Annotated in this window: 18 protein-coding genes and 1 tRNA gene; 11 read left to right on the top strand and 8 right to left on the bottom strand. The window is 64.1% G+C overall.

All coding sequences use genetic code 11. From position 1 onward, the window contains the following. The first annotated feature begins 52 nt into the window (after positions 1–52). The gene (locus ACO2Q4_RS12305; RefSeq protein ID WP_311758805.1) at positions 53–961 is read left to right on the top strand and encodes a DMT family transporter; all 909 of its coding nucleotides are present in this window, start codon (positions 53–55) and stop codon (positions 959–961) included. 102 nt (positions 962–1,063) lie between these two features. Here ACO2Q4_RS12305 and ACO2Q4_RS12310 read toward each other — a convergent pair whose 3' ends face one another. Then, positions 1,064–3,034 (bottom strand): protein meaA, encoded by a 1,971-nt coding sequence (locus ACO2Q4_RS12310; protein WP_423319552.1) that lies wholly within the window; start codon positions 3,032–3,034, stop codon positions 1,064–1,066. Between the two features lie 230 nt (positions 3,035–3,264). On the opposite strand from ACO2Q4_RS12310, the gene ACO2Q4_RS12315 reads away from it, so the two are divergent. Next, complete coding sequence (locus tag ACO2Q4_RS12315; protein WP_423319554.1) at positions 3,265–4,158, top strand: alpha/beta hydrolase fold domain-containing protein; 894 nt, start codon at positions 3,265–3,267, stop codon at positions 4,156–4,158. Between the two features lie 126 nt (positions 4,159–4,284). Beyond that, positions 4,285–5,574: a crotonyl-CoA carboxylase/reductase gene (gene ccrA / locus ACO2Q4_RS12320; protein ID WP_423319556.1), complete on the top strand. Its 1,290-nt coding sequence runs from the start codon at positions 4,285–4,287 to the stop codon at positions 5,572–5,574. Positions 5,575–5,596: 22 nt separating this feature from the next. Here ccrA and ACO2Q4_RS12325 read toward each other — a convergent pair whose 3' ends face one another. Continuing rightward, the gene (locus tag ACO2Q4_RS12325) at positions 5,597–5,800 is read right to left on the bottom strand and encodes a hypothetical protein (RefSeq protein WP_423319558.1); all 204 of its coding nucleotides are present in this window, start codon (positions 5,798–5,800) and stop codon (positions 5,597–5,599) included. A 158-nt stretch (positions 5,801–5,958) separates the two neighbouring features. After that, positions 5,959–6,165, bottom strand: coding sequence for a hypothetical protein (locus ACO2Q4_RS12330; protein ID WP_423319560.1), 207 nt, complete (start codon positions 6,163–6,165; stop codon positions 5,959–5,961). 140 nt (positions 6,166–6,305) lie between these two features. On the opposite strand from ACO2Q4_RS12330, the gene ACO2Q4_RS12335 reads away from it, so the two are divergent. Next, positions 6,306–6,968, top strand: a complete 663-nt coding sequence (locus ACO2Q4_RS12335) for a gamma-glutamyl kinase (RefSeq protein WP_423319562.1) — start codon at positions 6,306–6,308, stop codon at positions 6,966–6,968. Here ACO2Q4_RS12335 and ACO2Q4_RS12340 read toward each other — a convergent pair. Then, positions 6,899–7,354 (bottom strand): type II toxin-antitoxin system RatA family toxin, encoded by a 456-nt coding sequence (locus ACO2Q4_RS12340; RefSeq protein WP_311758798.1) that lies wholly within the window; start codon positions 7,352–7,354, stop codon positions 6,899–6,901. The genes ACO2Q4_RS12335 and ACO2Q4_RS12340 overlap by 70 nt on opposite strands. 56 nt (positions 7,355–7,410) lie before the next feature. Between ACO2Q4_RS12340 and ACO2Q4_RS12345 the strand changes: the two genes are divergently transcribed. Beyond that, a complete protein-coding gene (locus tag ACO2Q4_RS12345; protein WP_395133671.1) occupies positions 7,411–7,599 on the top strand; it encodes a hypothetical protein in 189 nt (62 codons plus the stop codon). Positions 7,600–7,713: 114 nt separating this feature from the next. Next, entirely contained in the window at positions 7,714–8,067 is a 354-nt protein-coding gene (locus ACO2Q4_RS12350) for a hypothetical protein (protein WP_423319564.1), read from the top strand. Between the two features lie 15 nt (positions 8,068–8,082). Here ACO2Q4_RS12350 and ypfJ read toward each other — a convergent pair whose 3' ends face one another. Continuing rightward, on the bottom strand, positions 8,083–8,931 hold the full coding sequence (gene ypfJ, locus ACO2Q4_RS12355) for a KPN_02809 family neutral zinc metallopeptidase (RefSeq protein ID WP_311758795.1): 849 nt from the start codon (positions 8,929–8,931) through the stop codon (positions 8,083–8,085). 130 nt (positions 8,932–9,061) lie between these two features. On the opposite strand from ypfJ, the gene ACO2Q4_RS12360 reads away from it, so the two are divergent. From ACO2Q4_RS12360 to ACO2Q4_RS12375, 4 genes are all read left to right on the top strand, one after another. Continuing rightward, the gene (locus ACO2Q4_RS12360; protein WP_311758794.1) at positions 9,062–9,658 is read left to right on the top strand and encodes a DedA family protein; all 597 of its coding nucleotides are present in this window, start codon (positions 9,062–9,064) and stop codon (positions 9,656–9,658) included. A 52-nt stretch (positions 9,659–9,710) separates the two neighbouring features. Continuing rightward, positions 9,711–10,205 (top strand): disulfide bond formation protein B, encoded by a 495-nt coding sequence (locus ACO2Q4_RS12365; RefSeq protein WP_423319566.1) that lies wholly within the window; start codon positions 9,711–9,713, stop codon positions 10,203–10,205. Between the two features lie 82 nt (positions 10,206–10,287). Continuing rightward, positions 10,288–13,032, top strand: a complete 2,745-nt coding sequence (gyrA, locus tag ACO2Q4_RS12370) for a DNA gyrase subunit A (protein WP_395133664.1) — start codon at positions 10,288–10,290, stop codon at positions 13,030–13,032. A 65-nt stretch (positions 13,033–13,097) separates the two neighbouring features. Then, on the top strand, positions 13,098–14,171 hold the full coding sequence (locus ACO2Q4_RS12375) for an AI-2E family transporter (protein ID WP_423319568.1): 1,074 nt from the start codon (positions 13,098–13,100) through the stop codon (positions 14,169–14,171). A 16-nt stretch (positions 14,172–14,187) separates the two neighbouring features. Here the strand turns inward: ACO2Q4_RS12375 and ACO2Q4_RS12380 are convergent, their stop codons facing one another. The 3 genes from ACO2Q4_RS12380 to ACO2Q4_RS12390 all read right to left on the bottom strand — a co-directional run bounded on the left by ACO2Q4_RS12380 (position 14,188) and on the right by ACO2Q4_RS12390 (position 18,907). After that, on the bottom strand, positions 14,188–16,713 hold the full coding sequence (locus ACO2Q4_RS12380; protein WP_423319570.1) for a DUF3772 domain-containing protein: 2,526 nt from the start codon (positions 16,711–16,713) through the stop codon (positions 14,188–14,190). A gap of 8 nt (positions 16,714–16,721) precedes the next feature. Further along, positions 16,722–17,753 carry a cysteine synthase A gene (locus tag ACO2Q4_RS12385; protein ID WP_311758789.1) on the bottom strand — a complete coding sequence of 344 codons (1,032 nt, stop codon included), beginning with the start codon at positions 17,751–17,753 and terminating at the stop codon, positions 16,722–16,724. Positions 17,754–17,839: 86 nt separating this feature from the next. Next, on the bottom strand, positions 17,840–18,907 hold the full coding sequence (locus tag ACO2Q4_RS12390) for an NUDIX domain-containing protein (protein ID WP_423319572.1): 1,068 nt from the start codon (positions 18,905–18,907) through the stop codon (positions 17,840–17,842). Positions 18,908–19,071: 164 nt separating this feature from the next. Here ACO2Q4_RS12390 and ACO2Q4_RS12395 point away from each other — a divergent pair. Then, a tRNA-Ser gene (locus ACO2Q4_RS12395) sits at positions 19,072–19,161 on the top strand. The last annotated feature ends 88 nt before the right edge of the window (positions 19,162–19,249 follow it).

Genomic DNA, 19,249 nt, shown 5'->3' on the forward strand with positions numbered 1-19,249 from the left:
CCCGGCAGCAGATGTCGATGCTCTGCCCGCCTGAACACAAGGGGAAGAATCCATGGCCGATACGATCGCGGTGCCGCATGAGCGGCGGGAATCGCTGCGCGGCCATGCTGCCATGCTGGTGTTTTCCCTGCTGATTGCCGGATCCTTCTCGCTTGGGGCGCGGGCCGCAAACCTGATCGACCCGGCGGCCATATCGGCCGCGCGCTTCGTCATCGCGGCGGCGGCGGTCGGCGGCTTTGCGCTGGCGGCGGGCCCGGGCCTTCCGCGCGAGGCGTTTCGCGCGCCCTGGCGCTACCTGATCCTGGGCGGACTTTTCGCCGCCTATTTCGTGCTGATGTTCGAGGGTCTGAAAACCGCCCTGCCCGTCTCGGCCGCGGCGGTCTTTACCCTGACCCCGGTGATGGCGGCAGCCTTTGGCTGGATGCTGATGCGCCAGCGCATGACCTCGCGCCTGGCAATGGCACTGGCGCTTGGCGCGGCCGGGTCGCTGTGGGTCATCTTCCGCGGCGATGCCGCCGCATTGATGCGGCTGGAATTCGGTCGGGGAGAGGCGATCTATCTGGTCGGATGCGCCGCCCATGCCCTTTACACGCCCATGGTGCGGCGCTTGAACCGGGGCGAGAACCCGCTGGCCTCGACCTTCGCGACGCTGGTCGCAGGCGCGATCATCCTGGCCGTCTGGGGCTGGCAGGCGATTATCCACACCGACTGGACCAGCCTGCCCGCGATCGTCTGGATCACACTTTTCTACGTCGCGATTTTCGCAAGCGCCATGACCACCGCGCTTGTGCAATACGCGACCATGCGCCTGCCTTCCGCCAAGGTCATGGCCTATACCTACCTGACCCCGGTCTGGGTCATCCTGCTGGAGGCGATGTTGACCCACACCGTCCCCGGCATGATGATCCTGCCCGGCGTGATCGCAACCGTCGCCGCGCTGCTCCTGCTTCTCAAGGACTGATCGCGGACTTGGCAAGATGGGTATTTGGAAAACGGTGAAGACGGACGCCGCGCACCAGAATTCACCGTTTCTACAAATACCCCTGCAACGCGCGCCACAAGCTCAGGCAGCGACCTCGTCGGGCCCGGCGAGTGCCACGATATCCATCATGATGCGATTCAGCTCGAAATCCTTGGGGGTATAGACGCGGGCGACGCCCATCTCTTCCAGCCGCTCGGCATCCTCTTCGGGGATGATGCCACCGACGATCACGGGGATATGGGAAAGGCCCGCCCCGCGCATCCGCGCCATGACCTCGTCGATCAACGGAAGGTGACTGCCTGACAGGATGGACAGGCCGACGACATGCGCATCATCCTGCGCGGCCCGCGCGACAATCTGCTCGGGGGTCAGGCGGATACCTTCATAGGTGATGTCCATACCGCAATCACGCGCGCGAAAGGCGATCTGCTCGGCACCGTTCGAATGGCCGTCCAGCCCCGGCTTGCCGACCAGAAACTTCAGCCTCCGCCCCAGCCGCCGGCTGACCTGGTCCACCGCCTCGCGGATCGGCTCAAGCCCCTGCGTCCGGTTCGACGGGCTGGCAGAGACGCCGGTCGGGCCGCGATACTCGCCATAGACCTCGCGCATCACCGACGCCCATTCGCCTGTCGTTACACCGGCACGTGCCGCCGCGATGCTGGGTGGCATGATATTCGCGCCCCCCTGCGCGGCCACGCGCAGCGCGGCAAGGGCGGCAAGGGCGGCCGCGTCATCGCGGGCCTCGCGCCAGGCCAGAAGCCGCGCGATCTGGTCCTGTTCATCCGCGGGATCGACGACAAGGATCCCGCCTTCGCCCGCGGTCAGGGGTGAGGGTTCACCCTGCTGCCAGCGGTTCACGCCGACCACGACGGTCTCGGCCGCCTCGATCCGGTTCAGGCGCTCGGCATTTGACTCGACCAGTCGCGACTTCATGTAATCGATGGACGCGATCGCCCCGCCCATGCCATCCAGAAGCGCAAGTTCGGCCCTGGCACCGGTCTTCAACTCTGCGACCCGGGCGGCGATGACGGGGTTTCCGTCGAACAGGTCACCATATTCCAGCAGGTCGGTTTCATAAGCCAGGATCTGCTGCATCCGCAGCGACCATTGCTGATCCCAGGGTCGGGGCAGGCCCAGCGCCTCGTTCCAGGCGGGAAGCTGAACCGCGCGGGCGCGCGCATTCTTGGACAGCGTGACCGCCAGCGTCTCAAGCAGGATCCGGTAGACGTTGTTTTCGGGCTGCTGCTCGGTCAGGCCAAGGCTGTTCACCTGCACGCCATAGCGAAAGCGGCGGAACCGTTCATCCTCGATTCCATAGCGCTCGCGGCAAAGTTCGTCCCACAATTCGGTGAAGGCGCGCATCTTGCAAAGCTCGGTCACAAAGCGAATGCCGGCATTCACGAAGAACGAAATGCGCCCGACCATTGCCGGGAAATCCCGCGCCTCGACCTTGCCCCGCAGATCGTCGAGAACGGCGATAGCCGTCGCCAGCGCATAGGCAAGTTCCTGTTCGGGCGTCGCCCCCGCCTCTTGCAGGTGGTACGAGCAGACGTTCATCGGGTTCCATTTTGGCATGTGCCGAGCGGTGTGGGCCGCGACATCGGTGATCATGCGCAGGCTGGGCGCCGGCGGGCAGATATAGGTGCCGCGCGACAGGTATTCCTTGATGATGTCGTTCTGCACCGTGCCCTGAAGCGCGGAAACGTCGGCGCCCTGCTCTTCTGCCACCGCGATGTAAAGCGACAGCAGCCATGGCGCGGTCGCGTTGATGGTCATCGAGGTGTTCATCTGTTCCAGCGGGATCTGGTCGAACAGCGCGCGCATGTCGCCAAGATGGCCGATCGGGACACCAACCTTGCCGACTTCGCCCCGTGCCAGGACATGGTCGCTGTCATAGCCGGTCTGCGTCGGCAGGTCGAAGGCGACGGACAGCCCGGTCTGCCCCCGCGCAAGGTTCATGCGATACAGGGCGTTCGACCGGGCCGCCGTCGAATGGCCGGCATAGGTGCGGAAAAGCCAGGGCTTGTCCTTGATGGGCGCGCGTTCCGTCATCATCCATCCCGCAATATTATTTCTGCACCTGCGTTGATATCGTAACAATCGTGCCCGGTCAATTCGCCGCAGCGCAGAGAGCTTCACCACTTGCTCCGCCCGCCAAGCAAGGGACCGGGGCGGTGGGAACACATTTATTCCACTCCTTCGCCCGGATGTTCATTTGTATGTTTGGACTGCGGGGAAAGGGATGTTAGCGTCCAAACTCAGAACACCGACCGAGGGGCCGAATGATCACCCGCCGAACCGTCCTTGCCTCGCTGGCCGCGACGCTCGCCGCGCCGGCGCTTGCCAGTCCGAAGACCCCGTCCGGGATCATGGAACTGGCCTATTCCGACCATTCGCCCCGCAACATGCTGGACATCTATCGCCCCGAGGGGCCCGGCCCCTTTCCCGCGATCCTGGATATCCACGGCGGCGGCTTTCTGACCGGCGACAAGCGCGACCTGCGGGTGCCTCGGCAGGTGCTGGATCGTGGAATCGCGGTGGTCCGCATGAATTACCGCCTGTCCAGCCAGTCGCGCTGGCCCGCGCAGCAGGATGACGTGCTGAGCGCGGCCGCCTTTCTGCAAAAGCACGGCAAGGATCTGGGGCTGGTAACAGACCGGATCGCGCTTGGCGGTCGCTCGGCCGGGGCATTTCTGGCCGTTTCGGCCGCGATCAGCATGGTGCAGGCAGGCTGGTCCCCGGCCGCAGTGGTGAATTTTTACGGGCCGATGGATTTCGGCAGCATGGACGCCGACATGGCCCGGCTGGACCTGAAGGTCACGCGCCCGCCCGCGGATTCTGCGCAAAGCGTCGAATCGCTGCTGGTCGGTTATGCCGTCGGCGACCGCCGGAAAGAGGCGACGGCGATGGGCCCCGTCGGAAGGCTGGCCATGATGGCAGAGGGTGTGCGGCTGCCGCCGCTGATGATCCGCCACGGGATCCGGGACAATATCGTCTCGGCCCATCAGGCCGAACACCTGCGCACCGCCTGGCACCGCGTCGATCCGCTGACACCGATCGACTTCCAGCTTTTGCCCGATGAGGGGCATGGCACGGCAGCCTTTGGCGGCGACAAGGTGCTGGGAGATCTGGCCTCTTTCCTGGCGCGCTATCTGGTTCCTGTCATGAGCGGCTGACCAGCCAGAATCGGCCGGGTTATATTGTTGCTCATTCACGCCAGAATTTTATTGCAATGTTGCGCGAGCGATTTTACTCAGGGGGTGAGACGCCGATTCTGCACTGCGGCAAGACAGGAGATGCCGATGGCCCTTGATGCACCGAACTCCATCGCGCCCTATGACGCGCCCCTGAAGGACTTGTACGAGGTCGGAGAGATGCCGCCCTTGGGACATGTGCCCAAGCAGATGTATGCTTGGGCAATCCGGCGCGAGCGGCATGGCGAACCCGACAAGGCGATGCAGATCGAAGTCGTGGACACGCCCAGCATCGACAGCAACGAAGTGCTGGTTCTGGTGATGGCGGCAGGCGTCAATTACAACGGCATCTGGGCGGGGCTTGGCGTTCCGATCAGCCCCTTCGACGGACATGGCGCGGATTACCACATCGCTGGTTCGGACGCGTCCGGCATCGTCTGGGCGGTTGGAGATCGGGTCCGGAACTGGAAGGTTGGCGATCAGGTCGTCATCCACTGCAACCAGGACGACGGCAATGACGAGGAATGCAACGGCGGCGATCCGATGTATTCGCCGACCCAGCGCATCTGGGGATACGAGACGCCGGATGGCAGCTTTGCGCAGTTCACCCGTGTGCAGGCGCAGCAATTGATGAAGCGTCCCCAACACCTGACCTGGGAAGAATCCGCCTGCTATACGCTGACGCTGGCCACCGCCTATCGCATGCTTTTCGGGCATGAGCCGCATGAGCTGAAGCCGGGGATGAACGTGCTGGTCTGGGGTGCGTCGGGCGGACTTGGTTCCTATGCGATCCAACTGATCAATGCCGCCGGCGGCAATGCGATCGGTGTCATATCGGAAGAGGACAAGCGGGACTTCGTCATGGGCCTGGGCGCCAAGGGCGTCATCAACCGCAAGGAGTTCAGTTGCTGGGGCCAGCTTCCGACCGTGAACACCCCCGAATACAAGGAATGGTTCAACGAGGTGCGTCGCTTCGGCAAGGCGATCTGGGACATCACCGGCAAGGGCGTGAACGTCGACATCGTCTTCGAGCATCCCGGCGAGGCAACCTTTCCCGTCTCGACCTTCGTCTGCAAGAAGGGCGGCATGGTCGTGATCTGCGCGGGCACCACCGGATTCAACTGCACCTTTGACGTGCGTTACCTGTGGATGCACCAGAAGCGCCTGCAAGGCAGCCACTTCGCGCATCTGAAACAGGCCAGCGCCGCCAACATGCTGATGCTCGAACGCCGTCTTGACCCCTGCATGTCCGAGGTCTTTCCTTGGGCCGAAATCCCGGCGGCACATCTGAAGATGTATCGCAACCAGCACAAGCCCGGCAACATGGCCGTCCTTGTGCAGGCCCCGACCACCGGCCTGCGCACTTTCGAGGACGCGCTGGAAGCCGGACGGCGCTAAGGCGAATGCCGGTCGCGGCCATTCAGGCCGCGATCCGGTTTCCGCGCGAACGGCAGCCCCACCGATGGATGGTTTCGCGCGGATGGCTTCGCGTCCATTCCGCCAATTGGCTTTGCCCCTGCACCATGCACGTCATCAACCCGACGTCCTGCGTGAAAAGCAGGCTGCGATCCTGGCATTGCATCGGGCTTGCTGTCAGGCAGGTGACGAAGAACAGCTCGATCATGGGTCAATCCCCGCTGTAGTCGCCCTCCCCTGATTTCATCATGCCAGCAGCTGCGATCCGGCGGAAATCCGCAATCCGGGGGCTCCAGGCCGCGCCATCTGTTGCCGATCCAGTGCGCAGGCTCGGGGCCGCTTGCCCGCGGTCAGTGCAAAAGGGGATCAGATCTCGCGCATTTCCGGGTGCGCATATCGGCACTTCCACTCGCGCACCCGCTCACGCGGATGACCTTCGACCCAGCGCGCCAATTCGGTTTGACCGCGCTGCATGCAGGTGAAAAGCCCGTGCCTTTCCTCGAACAACAGGCTGTGCGGGTGACAAACCTGGGGGTCTGCGATCAGGCAGGTCACGAAGAACAGCTCGATCATGGCGTCTCCTCCGACCCAGTCAGCATACACGCTGGAACGACAGAAAAGTAGCCCGCAGGCAATTCCGGGTAACGCAATTGCAGGTTGAAACGCCTGTTCCCGCCGCGCTAAGCCAACCGGCAAACTGCCGTTGGATACCCATGCTGATCTTTATCGAACCGCGCCTTGTCCTGCTTTCGGTCCCCAAGACCGGGACGACGGCGCTTGAACAGGCGCTTCTGCCCCATGCCGAAATTTCCTTCCGCTCTCGGCCCGAGATCAAGCACATCAACCACCGGCAATATCTCAAGCAGATCCGGCCGCTGCTGGCGCCGCTGGGCCACCCGTCCTTTGACCGCGTGGCCGTCATCCGCGAGCCATTGGACTGGCTGCGCAGCTGGTATCGATACCGCGCACGGGATGCGCTGATCGGCCACCCGAACAGCACTGCCCAGATCAGCTTCGACCAGTTCCTGCGCGACTACCTGAGCGAGGGCGAGCGTCCGGCCCATGCCCGTCTGGGGCGGCAATCTGATTTCCTGCTGGATGCGACGGGTCGGATCAGCATCCAGCACCTTTACCGCTATGAGGCGCTGCCCGAGCTGGTCCGGTTCCTGTCCCAGCGGATCGGTGTGCCGATCAGTCTGGGCCGCAGCAATGTCTCGCCCGAGGCAGCCACGGATCTTGACCCCAAGGCCGAAGTCTGGGCCCGCGCGGCGCTGGCGCGGGAATACGAGGTGTGGGAGGGCGCGCGTCAGGCAGCGCCATACAATTCCTTGGCGCGCTCTTCGAACGCGCGGACGATACGGACCATAGCTTCGTGAAAGACCACCCCGATGACCTTGCCCAGGATAGCATTGCGGAATTCGAAATCGACGAAGAACTCGACCAGGCTGCCGCCTTCGGGCTGATCGACAAAGGTCCAGCCACTTTTCAGGTATTTGAACGGTCCGTCCAGATATTCGGTGTCGATGCGCCTTTCGTCTGCCCACAGGGTGACGCGGCTGCCGAAACGTTCACGAAAGACCTTGAAGCTGATGACCAGGTCGGCCTCGACCAGCTCACTGCCATCGGGACGCATCTGGCGGGACCGGATGCGCGCGGCGCTGTTCCAGGGCAGGAACTGCGGATAGCTTTCGATATCGGCGACCAGCCCATACATCTGGTCGGCGGAATAGGGCAGGATGCGGCTGTCGCTGTGATGAGGCAAGACATGGTCCCGGAGCTTGTTTCCGTTTCGCGCAGCACTAGCAGGGGATGGGGCAAATGAACAACCTCAACTGGCTGATCCGGGCGTCCCGCTGGGCCCGCCACCCGCCCAGCGCGAAAAGAGTTCGGCTGGTTCTCGCCGTGGTGGGCATATCCCTGGTCCTGGTCGGGTTGGAGCATTTCGGCCTGTGGCCGGATTGGGCGACGATGGACCGCCCGCGTGGAATGCACCTGCACCGACCCTGAACATCACGCACGATAACAGATGATCACGACTTGCTGATTGCCTTTTTCATGGGGCCGATGCAACGTCGCCCCAGATGATCCCTGGAGTCGACAGAATTGTCCTTACGTCCCGTTATGATTGCCTTTTCCGCGCTTGTCCTGATCGCTGGATGTCAGGATGAAGGCAGCCGCCGACCGAATGACATCACTCAGTCCAACATCAACCGCGAAACCCGGATCGTGAAGAACGACCCTGCGACACGGGCGATGGTGATGAATGATTGCCGGGCCAATGTCCGCAGGGGATCCGCCAAGGACCGTCAAAACATCGCCGTCTTCATGAAAGTGCCCGTGTCCGAGGCTGCAGAGACGTTCTGCTCAAGGATAGTCGGCGGACTGGAGAGCGGTCGACTGACCGCAGCGGACGGGAACGCTCTCAAGCGCGGCCGGATCACGCCCGCCGCGCTGGCGGTCCTTCAGGGCGAGTGAATGACGCGGCGGGGCCTACAGCCCCGCTTCCTTGAATGTGTTGCACTGCGCGATCTGCCCACTGTCGAAGCCGCGCTTGAACCAGGTCATGCGATCCTGCGATGAGCCGTGGGTAAAGCTGTCCGGGCGCACCGCCCGGCCCGCATTCTGCATCAGGGTGTCGTCACCGACGGCGGCGGCTGCATTGATGGCCTCTTCGATATCGCCATCCTCGATGGTGCCGAACTGCTCGTTGGCGTTCTTGCCCCAAACCCCGGCAAAGCAATCGGCCTGAAGTTCGGTCAGGACGGAGATGTGGTTCGCGTCGGCTTCGCTGGATTGCTGGCGCAGTTTCATCGTCTCGCCCAGGATGCCCAACAGGTTCTGGACATGGTGCCCAACCTCATGCGCAACCACATAGGCATAGGCGAAATCGCCGCCAGCCCCCATCTTCTGCTGCATGATCTTGAAGAAATCGGTGTCGAGGTAAAGCTTCTGGTCATTCGGGCAATAGAACGGCCCCATCGCCGCCGACGCACCACCGCAAGCCGACTGCACCGCGCCCGAAAACATCACAAGTTGCGGATCGGTATACTGGACGCCGGCCTGTTCGGGCAGGATGCGCTGCCAGACTTCCTCGGTATCGGCCAGCACGACCGAGACGAATTGCCCGACTTCCTGTTCCTCCTGGGTCAGTTCGCGGGGTTCCGAGCTTTCCTGACCCTGGTCGATGGCCCCCACGATGGGTGAGATGTCGATCCCGAAGAAATAACCGACGGCCAGGACGACCAGGACGCCCACGATCCCCATCCCCCCCGCGCCCGCCGTGCTGATGCCGCGCCTGTCATCGACGTTCCGGCTTTCCCGTCTGCCCCGCCACTGCATGAGACTTCCTCCACCACCCCAGATCCGGCGCGATCAGGCTACGCCAAACGCGCCATTGCACAATAGGTCTCAAGGGTTGACAGCGCCGCATGCGACCTTCAGCAAGCCCCCCAGACAAATGGAGTAACGCATGTTCGACTGGGTGGTTTCGACGATCGACAGCTGGGGCTATCTTGGCGTGCTGTTGCTGATGCTTGCCGAGAACGTCTTTCCCCCGATCCCTTCCGAGATCATCATGCCGCTGGCCGGGTTCCTGGCGGGACGCGGCGATCTGTCGCTGGGCCTGACGATCCTGATGGGCACCATCGGTTCAGTTCTGGGCACGCTGATGTGGTACCTGATCGCGATGTGGATCGGCGAGGCGCGCCTGCGTCATTTTGCTGCCCGGCACGGGCGGTGGCTGACCATGTCGCCCAGCGACATCGACACGGCACAGGGCTGGTTCGACCGTCACGGTGCAGCCGCAGTCTTCTTTGGCCGGATGCTTCCCACGATCCGCACCCTGATCTCGGTCCCCGCGGGCATCTCGCACCTGCCGTTCTGGAAGTTCCTGATCTACACCACCTTCGGCAGCGCGATCTGGACCGGGGGGCTGACCGTCGCGGGCCTGCTGCTGCACGAAAACTATGCGCTGGTCGGGGATTACGTCGATCCCGTCTCGAAGCTGATCGTGCTGGTCGTGGTCGTGATCTATCTTTACCGCGTCTTCACCTGGAAACCCCATTGAGATCACGCGATTGGCACTTGCCGGAAATCGCCTGCGGCCCTAACCCGGCAGCATGACCCAGACGAGCAACAAACAGCTAGGAACGCTTGCAGGCGCGGGATCCGCCGCGCTGCTGGCGGCCGCCCTGACCTTCCAGTCGCTGGGTTATGCGCCCTGCGAATTGTGCATCCTGCAGCGTTGGCCGCATCTGGCGGCGGCGATCATCGCCGCGCTGATGGCGGTCTTGGGCTGGCGACGGTGGCTGGCACTGCTGGGGCTGATCGCCGCGGCGACCGCCTTTGGCTTTGCCGTCTATCACACCGGGGTCGAAATGAAGCTGTGGCTGGGGCCGCAACACTGTTCGGGCGGGGTTTCGGGCCTTGCCACCATGTCCACGGGCGACCTGATGGCTGCGCTGGAAAAGGCGCCGGTCGTGCGCTGTGACGAAATCAGCTGGAGCTTGTTCGGCATCTCCATGGCGGGCTGGAACGCGATCTGCTCGGCGGGACTAACGGCGCTTTGGGCGGCCTGCCTGCGCGGGCGCAAAAGGGTCGCCGGGCTGGCCTGAGTCGCGTTTTCCGGGCCGTCAAGATTGCACCCTCGGCTGGTATGGGATAGACCTCATATCAACAAAATGTTGAGGCGTTCCAGTGTCCGATACCCCCGATCACGACGATGACGAGACCAATGAAAATGGTACCCCGGAACGTGCCGTGATGGCCCATGACGGGCCGGTCATCGACATCGCGAGCGAGATGCGCTCGTCCTACCTCGACTATGCCATGTCGGTCATCGTCAGCCGGGCGATCCCGGACCTGCGCGACGGGCTGAAGCCGGTGCACAGGCGCGTGCTTTTCGCGATGCACGAAACCGGGAACACCCATGACAAGGCCTATCGCAAATCGGCGCGTCCGGTCGGCGACACCATGGGTAAATATCACCCGCATGGCGACGCCTCGATCTATGACGCGCTCGTCAGGATGGCGCAGGACTTTTCCATGTCCCTGCCCTTGCTGGACGGCCAGGGCAACTTCGGCAGCATGGACGGCGACAGCCCCGCGGCCATGCGCTATACCGAAGTGCGGATGGACAAGCCCGCTGCCTATCTGCTGATGGACATCGACAAGGACACGGTCGATTTCCAGGACAACTATGACGGCAAGGACCGCGAACCGACCGTCCTGCCCGCGCGCTTTCCCAACATGCTGGTCAACGGCGCCGGCGGCATCGCCGTCGGCATGGCGACGAACATCCCGCCCCACAACCTGGGCGAGGTGGTCGAGGCGACGCTGGCGCTGATCGAGAATCCCGACCTGCCGACCGAACGCCTGCTGGAAATCGTGCCCGGCCCCGACTTTCCGACGGGCGGGATCATCCTGGGCCGCTCCGGCGCGCGCAAAGCCTATCTCGAAGGGCGCGGCAGCGTCATCATCCGCGCCAAGACACGGATCGAGGAAGGCCGCAACGGCCGCCAGATGATCGTGCTGGACGAGATCCCCTATCAGGTGAACAAGGCCAGCCTGATCGAGAAGATCGCCGAACTTGCCAAGGAAAAGCGCATCGAGGGCATCGCCCATGTCCAGGACGAATCCGACCGCGTCGGCGTCCGGGTCGTGATCGAGCTGAAGCGCGATGCCACCGCCGAGGTGGTGCTGAACCAGCTGTTCCGCTTTACGCCGATGCAGACCAGCTTCGGCTGCAACATGCTGGCGCTGAACGGCGGTCGTCCCGAACAGCTGACCCTGCGCGACTTCCTGACTCACTTCCTGACCTTCCGCGAAGAGGTGGTCGCCCGTCGGACCGCCTTTGAACTGCGCAAGGCCCGCGAACGCGCCCATGTGCTGTGCGGCCTGGCCGTCGCAGTCTCGAACGTGGACGAAGTCGTTGCGACCATCCGCAGCTCGGCCGACGCTGCCGAGGCGCGTTCTCGCCTGATGGAACGGCGCTGGCCCGCCCACGAGATCGTCGAATACCTGCGTCTGATCGACGATCCGCTGCACCCGGTGAACGAGGATGGCACCTACAACCTGTCCGAGACGCAGGCGCGTGCGATCCTTGAGCTTCGCCTGCAGCGCCTGACCCAGCTTGGGGTGCAGGAAGTCACCGACGAATTGAAGACATTGGCCGAGTCGATCCGCGAATACCTGGCGATCCTGGCGTCGCGCGACCGGATCATGGCGATCATTGCGGGTGAGCTGCGCGAAGTCAGCGCGCAATTCGCCGTTCCGCGCCGGACCGAGATCACCGACTGGGCCGGTGACATGGACGACGAGGACCTGATCGAGCGCGAGGACATGGTCGTGACCATTACCTCGGGCGGCTATATCAAGCGCACCGCGCTGGCCGAATTCCGTGCCCAGCGGCGCGGCGGCAAGGGCCTGTCCGGCATGGCGACCAAGGAAGACGATCTCGTCACCACCCTGTTCGTCGCCAATACCCATACCGAGCTTCTGTTCTTCACCACGGATGGCATGGTCTATCGGATGAAGACCTGGCGTTTGCCGCTGGGCGGACGGACCTCGAAGGGCAAGGCGATGGTCAACATCCTGCCGATCGACAGCGGCGTCTCGATCGCCGCGCTGATGCCCGTTGATGCGCCCGAGAAGGACTGGGACAATTATCAGGTGATCTTCGCAACGTCGGAAGGCGATGTTCGCCGCAACGCGCTGTCGGATTTCACCAACGTCAAGTCGAACGGCAAGATCGCCATGAAGCTGCCCGAAGGGGTCGAACTGATTGGCGCGCGCATGGCGACCGAGGCGGACGACGTGATGCTGGTCACGGCTTCGGGCCGGGCGATCCGCTTCCCGACGACCGACGTGCGTGTCTTCAAGGGCCGGGATTCCACCGGCGTGCGCGGCATCCGCCTGGGCGAAGGCAACCGCGTGGTCAGCATGTCCGTCATCCGTCACTTCGAAGCCGACCCGGCCGAACGCGCCGCATATCTGAAGATGCGCCGTGCGGTTGCGGGCGCGCTGGATGATGGCGCCGAGCCCGACGAGGACGAGGATGCGGTGGCCGAAGGCAGCATCACCCAGGAACGCTATGCCGAGATGTCGGCGGCCGAGGACCTGATCCTGACCATCACCGCCAAGGGTTCGGGCAAGATCAGCTCGTCCCACGACTATCCCGTACGGGGACGCGGTGGCCAGGGGGTCATGGCGATGGACAAGGCCATGCGCGGTGGCGAGTTGGTCGCCAGCTTCCCGGTCGAACCGGATGACCAGATCATGCTGGCCACCTCGACCGGGCAATCGATCCGCGTACCTGTCGACGGGATCAGCTTCCGGTCGCGCTCTGCCGGCGGAGTGCGCGTGTTCAATACCGGGGCGGATGAAACCGTGGTTTCAGTTGCCCGCATCGCCGAGAATGGCGAGGATGAAGCCGAAGCCTGACGCCTGCTGCCGGGGCGTCCTGCCCCGGCCCCGGCCCGCATCAGGCGAAACCTTAAGGGGACGTCTTGAGCGCAAATGACTCGCAGCTGAGCGAAAGGCTGCAGACGGGATTTCTTGGCGTCATCGCCTTTGCGCTGCTGCTGTTCCTGCTGGTGCAGGCGCGTTTCATGCTGACCTGCCTGGCCTTCTCGATCATCATCTTCTCGCTGACCAGCGACGCGATCTCGGCCTTTGCGCGGCTCAGGGTGCCGAACTGGCTGGCAACCACGCTGGCGCTGATAGCCATTGCCATCGCCCTGCTCTGGGCCGCGACAACGGTGGTCGCACAGGTAAACGAGGTCGTCTCGACCTCGATCCTTTACGCCGACCGCGCTCAGGCAACGATCCTCAGCCTCAGCCAGCGCTGGGGGCCACGGGTGCAGGAATCGATCCTGACCTTTTTGGGCGGCATCGACTTTGCCGGCTGGATCCGTTCCGCCGCCAGCCAGGCGTCGAACCTGATTTCCGGCTCGGTCCTGGTGCTGACCTTTGTCGGGTTCATGTTCGCCGAACGGATCTGGTTCCCGGTCAAGGTCGAGCGCCTGACCGGCGATCCCGCCCGCGCGACCGAAGTGCTGCGCATCATCCACAGCATCATGCGCCGCGTGAACCGCTATCTGGTGGTCAAGGCCGCGATCAGCGCGGTGACGGCGGCACTGATCTGGGTGATCTTCCGATCCGCAAGTCTGGAGCTATCCGGGGCCGTCGCAACGCTGAGCTTCATTCTCAACTTCATTCCGACCATCGGATCGATCATCGCCACGGTGATCGCAATTGCGGTGGTGCTGGCGCAGACGGGCGATCCCACGACGACCCTGGCCATCGGCAGCGCCTGCACGGCGGTCCATTTCCTGATCGGCAACATCTTCGACCCGATGCTTCTGGGCCAGACGCTGCGCCTGTCCTCATTCGGGATCGTTCTGGCGCTGGCCTTCTGGGGAGCGGTCTGGGGGATCGCAGGAACCTTCCTGGCGGTCCCGATCATGGTCGCGGTGATGATTGTCTGCGCCCATATCCGCTGGCTGCGACCGCTTGCCGTGATGCTGTCTCACGAGGGGCTGCCCGAGGAAGAGCCGCCCCGACCCCGCCTGCGGGGTTGAGGCTCAGCCCCATGCTTCAGGCGCGGCCATCCCCGTCGCCGTCCCCATCCCCGTCGAGATCGCCGTCATTGTCGTATTCCGGCGCGTCATCGCGCGGAATGGGGGCATTGACGGGCGCGGGTTCGGGCTGCGCGGGGCCAAGAACCTTGCCGGTCGCGCTGCGCGTCTGAGCGTCAAGATGACTGGCAAGCTGGGCAAGGACTTCGGGATTGCGCAGCCAGACATCCCTTTGCGCATTCGGGATCTCGATCCCCTCGTCGGCAAAGCGCCGGACAATCTGGTGGTTGATCTCGGACGTCACGCCCGCGCCACCGTTGATGTCGGAGAGGACCGCGCGGATCTCGAAATTCATGCTGTCCTGACCGAAACCTCGGAATAGGATCGCGGGCGCCGGATTGATCAGAACCGTCGGCTGATCCTCGGCGATCTCCATCAGGATGCGCGCGACCTTGCGGGTGTCGCTGCCATAGGCCACGCCCACCGGCACGATGATGCGCCCCTGAAGGCTGCCGCGCGTCCAGTTCGTCACCTGCTGCGTGATCAGGTCCGAGTTCGGGACGATCACGTTGTTGCGGTCGAAGGTCTGGATCTGGGTGGCGCGGACCGACATCTTCTTGACCACGCCCTGCTTGGCCCCGACCTCGATCCAGTCGCCCACGGCTATCGGTCGTTCGACCAGCAGGATGATGCCCGAGACGAAGTTCGACACGACCTGCTGCATCCCGAAACCGATGCCGACCGAAAGCGCACCGGCGACGATGGCAAGCGAAGACAGGTTGATCCCCGCCGCCGTGATTGCCAGGACAGCCGCCAGCGCCATCCCGACATAGCCCAGGATCGAGACAACGGCGTTCTGGCCGCCGACATCCAGCCGCGTCTTGGGCAGGATCGAGTTGCGGAACGCGCCCTGCACGAAGCGCGTCATGAAATAGCCCAACAGGAAGATCAGCGCGAAGGTCACGATCGCGGTCGGCGACAGGCGAACGCCCCCCAGGCTGACGCCCTGCTTGATCTTGGTCCATGCCTCGGCCAGGTCGCTGGAGCGCGCGCCCCAGATCAGGGCGAACATGGGCAGGGACAGCACGACCAGCGCAAAGCTGATCAGCACCGGCATCAGCGCGTCCCGCGCCGACTGGTCGCCCCCCGTGGCCATCGCATAGAGGTCCGCGATGAAATCCTGCAACACGATCAGCAACGCGACCAGCGCCAGCGACATGATCGAGGACCACAGGATCGCGTTCCCCGCCGTGACATAGCCAGCCGCCGCCAGCACGGGTGAAGCGACCGCGACCACCCGGCCGATGATCCCCAGCAGGACCACGATCCGCGTGCGGTAATCCGGCGCCTCGTGTTCGCCCGGCTTCAGCTTGCGCAGGACATTGCAAAGCTGGAACAGGAAGAAGGCGCCCAGCAGGATCATGAAGAAGTGCCAGACCCCGGCGGATGCCTCGCTCAGGCGCTCGGGCACGGTAAAGGCGTCGTTCTGGCTGTGGAAACCGGCCAGCGGCAGAACCGTGCGCGAGAACATCTGGTGCAGCGCCATCGCGAAGGCCAGCACGGTCGCGCGGAATGCGGCCATCCGCCTTTGCTTCTCGTCGATCGGCAGCGGCGGCGAATCCGAGGTGCCGGGTTCCGGAAAGACCCGGCGGACCAGCCAGAAGCCACCAAAGAACGCCATGCCCGCAACCGGGATGGACAGAAGAAGCGGCCGCCCCCAGGCACCGAACAGGTCGGTCGCGCTCAGCGCAGCGACGCCCAGCACGATGCCAAGGAAGGGAATTGCGATCTGCCCCAGCGAAACCGCGAAGATCAGCGCAGCCCGCGACCTTTCGCTGGCGCGCACGGACAGGCGCGAGGGCAGCGAGTCGACCCAATGCCGCCCGCGTGACAGCAGCAGCACCGCCGCCAGCAGGAAGCCCAGGGTGACGATGATCCGGCCCACCATGTCCGGCCCGCTGCCGAAATCGTTCCAGTTATCGCGGACTTCCTTATAGACGTGGACGCCGACATCGCCGGCCTCGGTCAGCGCCGGCCCCCAATTTGCAGGGTTGAGCGGCGTTGGCGTCCTGCGGATCAGCGCATGGGTCTGGCGCTGGCGGACCTTCTGGTCGATCTGCTGGATGATGCCATCCGCGCGACCATAGGATTCGACCGCCTTCAGGCCCGGCGCCTGCAATTCGGAAAGCTGGGTACCCAGCTCCTTGCGCCGCGCGGCCACATCCTCGGCCTCGGTCTGCCCCTCGGCCGGGGCCGGGCCAAGGGCCGCGATCTGGTCCTTCAGCGTGGCGATACGGGTCGAGTTCGTGCCCTGCGCGGCCTGAAAGGTATCGCGCCAATGGACCATCTTCTCGCGCAGGTCCTGAAGATCGCCATCGCTGGCCTGTCCGCTTTCCAGCGCATCTTCCGTCTTGTCCGCCTGACGGGTCCACGCCTCGTAATCGGGCGGCTGAGGCTGGGGCTGTTCCTGCGCAAGCGCCGGAAGCGAAAGCATCAGCGCCAGCATTAGAAACAGCGGCGCAATCAGTTTGGTAAGACGGGTCATGCGGTCTATCAGTCCTCGAAGACCTCCGGCAGCGCGGCCGGTTTGCGGGTCAGCCATTGAGGGACCGGCAGCCCCTTGGCGCGCAGGAATTCCGGGTTGAACAGCTTGGTTTGATAGCGGGTGCCATAGTCGCACAGCACCGTGACGATCGTGTGGCCGGGGCCCATTTCCCGCGCCATGCGGACAGCACCCGCGATATTGATCCCGGACGAGCCCCCAAGGCAAAGCCCCTCGTATTCCAGCAGGTCGAAGACGACCGGCAAGGCCTCGGAATCGGGGATGCGATACGAGAAGTCGGGCGTGAAGCCTTCAAGGTTCGCGGTGATGCGCCCCTGCCCGATCCCCTCGGTAATGGACGAGCCGGGGCTTTCGAACACCCCCTCGGTGTAGAAACTGTGCAGCGCCGCGCCCTCGGGGTCGGCCAGTCCGATCTTGACGCCCTTGGGTTGCAGCGCCATCGCCACGCCCGCCAGCGTTCCGCCCGAGCCGACGGCGCAGATGAACCCATCGACCTTGCCACCGGTCTGTTCCCAGATCTCGGGACCGGTGGTTTCGACATGGGCCTGGCGGTTGGCGACATTGTCGAACTGGTTGGCCCAGATGGCGCCGTTCGGCTCGGTCCGCGCCAGTTCTTCGGCCAGTCGCCCGGAATAGCGGACATAGTTGTTGGGGTTCTTGTAGGGCGCGGCGGGAACCTCGACCAGTTCGGCCCCGGCAAGCCGGAGCATGTCCTTTTTCTCCTGGCTCTGGGTCTCGGGGATCACGATGACCGAGCGGAAGCCCATGGACGAGCCGACAAGCGCCAGCCCGATGCCGGTATTGCCGGCCGTACCCTCGACGATGGTGCCGCCGGGCTTCAGCTCACCGCGCGCGACCGCATCCTTGATGATGTAAAGCGCGGCGCGATCCTTCACCGATTGGCCGGGGTTCATGAACTCGGCCTTGCCCAGAATCTCGCAGCCGGTTTCGTCCGAGGCACGGTTCAGCCGGATCAGGGGGGTATTGCCGATGGCGGAGGCGAGGTCGGGGCAGATGCGCATGGCGGGCCTTTCGCGATTTGGTCGCCCCCGGTCTACACGCGGCCGCCGCCGGGCGGCAACCCCGTGGCGGGTATGCAAGCGCGTGATCAACCAGCCACGGGCAGCCCGAGTTCCGCCCGGATGCGCGCCGCGCCGATTTCCAGCCACAGCGCCAGCGACAGAAGCGGCCCGTTGCGGATCTCTCCGGCCATCGCCATGCGGGTCAATTCGACGCGCGGGACGACATGGGAACGGATGTCCTCATCCTCGGAGGCAAGGCCCCCGAACCCCGCCGCATCATCGGGCAGGTCAGCGATCCCGACATAAAGGTAAAGGAACTCTGCCATTGCTCCGGGGCTTGAGTAATGGTGCGGTCCGGGGATCAGTCGATCAAGCGTGATGCCGGTTTCCTCGATCGCCTCGCGCAGCGCCGCCTGTTCGGGTGTCTCGCCCGCATCGACGCGCCCGGCCACCGTCTCGTAAAACCAGGGTTGCCGGTCCCCCCGCGCCACGGGACCAGGGCGGAACTGGTCAATGAGCAGGACATGGTCGCGAACGGGATCCCAAGGCAGCACGACCGTCGCGTCGCCTGACACGAAGATCGCCCGCAGCATGTCCGGCGACCAGTCGCCACGATGGCGCCTTTGCCGCAGCACCAGCGATTCGACAGAAAAATGATCGGCATAGGGTTCGCTCCACCCTGTCAGCCTTACGCGCTCCTCCCCGTCCGGGCCAAGCCGGGGCAGATCCTCCGTCTCGATACCGGCCCGCAGGCGAGATGCGATCCAGCCCGCGATCAGGGGCAGGCAACGGCGAATGTCCGCGGCCGAGCGGTCCTGCTGACGCGTCAGCAACCAATCCGCGATGGCCGCGGCCAGTTGGGGCTGCCACGCCCCCTCCCCTCGATCATCTCCGATGCCCAGCACCTCTCGTCCATCAAGTTGCCGGGGCACCAACGCGAAGATTTCTGCATAGCGGGACAGGTCGGGGGTCCAGGGCGTTTCCCAGGCGGGAAGCTCGGACCCGCCAGGTAGAAAGGCTGGAAAGCCCTCGGCCGCGATCCCGGCAAGAGCGCCGCCCACCAGCCGCCCATTCAGCGGCGCAGTGGCCGTCGCCTGCGGTGCAAGGCGTTCGCGCAGCAATGGATCCCCCAGCGGTCCGGTCAGAACCGGCATGGCGCAATCCCCGTCTTTGCGCGATCCGCGCGGCTGCTCCCGGCAAGAAAATCCATCTGTCACCCGATCTGCGTAAGGGAAGAAATGTTTTGCGCTTTTTTCTCCCGAACCCCCTTGCGCTTCAACCCCGGCCCGTCTAAATCCCCGCCACCACCCAAGAGCGCGGAGAGGTGCCGGAGTGGTCGAACGGGGCGGTCTCGAAAACCGTTGAGCCTGCAAGGGTTCCGTGGGTTCGAATCCCACCCTCTCCGCCACTTGGCTTTTAATCACTTGAATTTAAAGAATAAAATGAGCGGGAAGTTTCCTACCCGCCCATTGCACCGCCTATCCGTTAATGTTGCG

It is taken from the genome of Paracoccus sp. KR1-242, from assembly GCF_049446195.1.
Classification (GTDB): Bacteria; Pseudomonadota; Alphaproteobacteria; order Rhodobacterales; family Rhodobacteraceae; genus Paracoccus; species Paracoccus broussonetiae.

What these genes read in the sequence shown, in the direction of transcription:
- ACO2Q4_RS12305 (WP_311758805.1), top strand. Translation starts at nt 53, where the DNA reads ATGGCCGATACGATCGCGGTGCCGCATGAGCGGCGGGAATCGCTGCGC.
- ACO2Q4_RS12310 (WP_423319552.1), bottom strand. Translation starts at nt 3,034, where the DNA reads ATGACGGAACGCGCGCCCATCAAGGACAAGCCCTGGCTTTTCCGCACC.
- ACO2Q4_RS12315 (WP_423319554.1), top strand. Translation starts at nt 3,265, where the DNA reads ATGATCACCCGCCGAACCGTCCTTGCCTCGCTGGCCGCGACGCTCGCC.
- ccrA (WP_423319556.1), top strand. Translation starts at nt 4,285, where the DNA reads ATGGCCCTTGATGCACCGAACTCCATCGCGCCCTATGACGCGCCCCTG.
- ACO2Q4_RS12325 (WP_423319558.1), bottom strand. Translation starts at nt 5,800, where the DNA reads ATGATCGAGCTGTTCTTCGTCACCTGCCTGACAGCAAGCCCGATGCAA.
- ACO2Q4_RS12330 (WP_423319560.1), bottom strand. Translation starts at nt 6,165, where the DNA reads ATGATCGAGCTGTTCTTCGTGACCTGCCTGATCGCAGACCCCCAGGTT.
- ACO2Q4_RS12335 (WP_423319562.1), top strand. Translation starts at nt 6,306, where the DNA reads ATGCTGATCTTTATCGAACCGCGCCTTGTCCTGCTTTCGGTCCCCAAG.
- ACO2Q4_RS12345 (WP_395133671.1), top strand. Translation starts at nt 7,411, where the DNA reads ATGAACAACCTCAACTGGCTGATCCGGGCGTCCCGCTGGGCCCGCCAC.
- ACO2Q4_RS12350 (WP_423319564.1), top strand. Translation starts at nt 7,714, where the DNA reads ATGATTGCCTTTTCCGCGCTTGTCCTGATCGCTGGATGTCAGGATGAA.
- ypfJ (WP_311758795.1), bottom strand. Translation starts at nt 8,931, where the DNA reads ATGCAGTGGCGGGGCAGACGGGAAAGCCGGAACGTCGATGACAGGCGC.
- ACO2Q4_RS12360 (WP_311758794.1), top strand. Translation starts at nt 9,062, where the DNA reads ATGTTCGACTGGGTGGTTTCGACGATCGACAGCTGGGGCTATCTTGGC.
- ACO2Q4_RS12365 (WP_423319566.1), top strand. Translation starts at nt 9,711, where the DNA reads ATGACCCAGACGAGCAACAAACAGCTAGGAACGCTTGCAGGCGCGGGA.
- ACO2Q4_RS12380 (WP_423319570.1), bottom strand. Translation starts at nt 16,713, where the DNA reads ATGACCCGTCTTACCAAACTGATTGCGCCGCTGTTTCTAATGCTGGCG.
- ACO2Q4_RS12385 (WP_311758789.1), bottom strand. Translation starts at nt 17,753, where the DNA reads ATGCGCATCTGCCCCGACCTCGCCTCCGCCATCGGCAATACCCCCCTG.
- ACO2Q4_RS12390 (WP_423319572.1), bottom strand. Translation starts at nt 18,907, where the DNA reads ATGCCGGTTCTGACCGGACCGCTGGGGGATCCATTGCTGCGCGAACGC.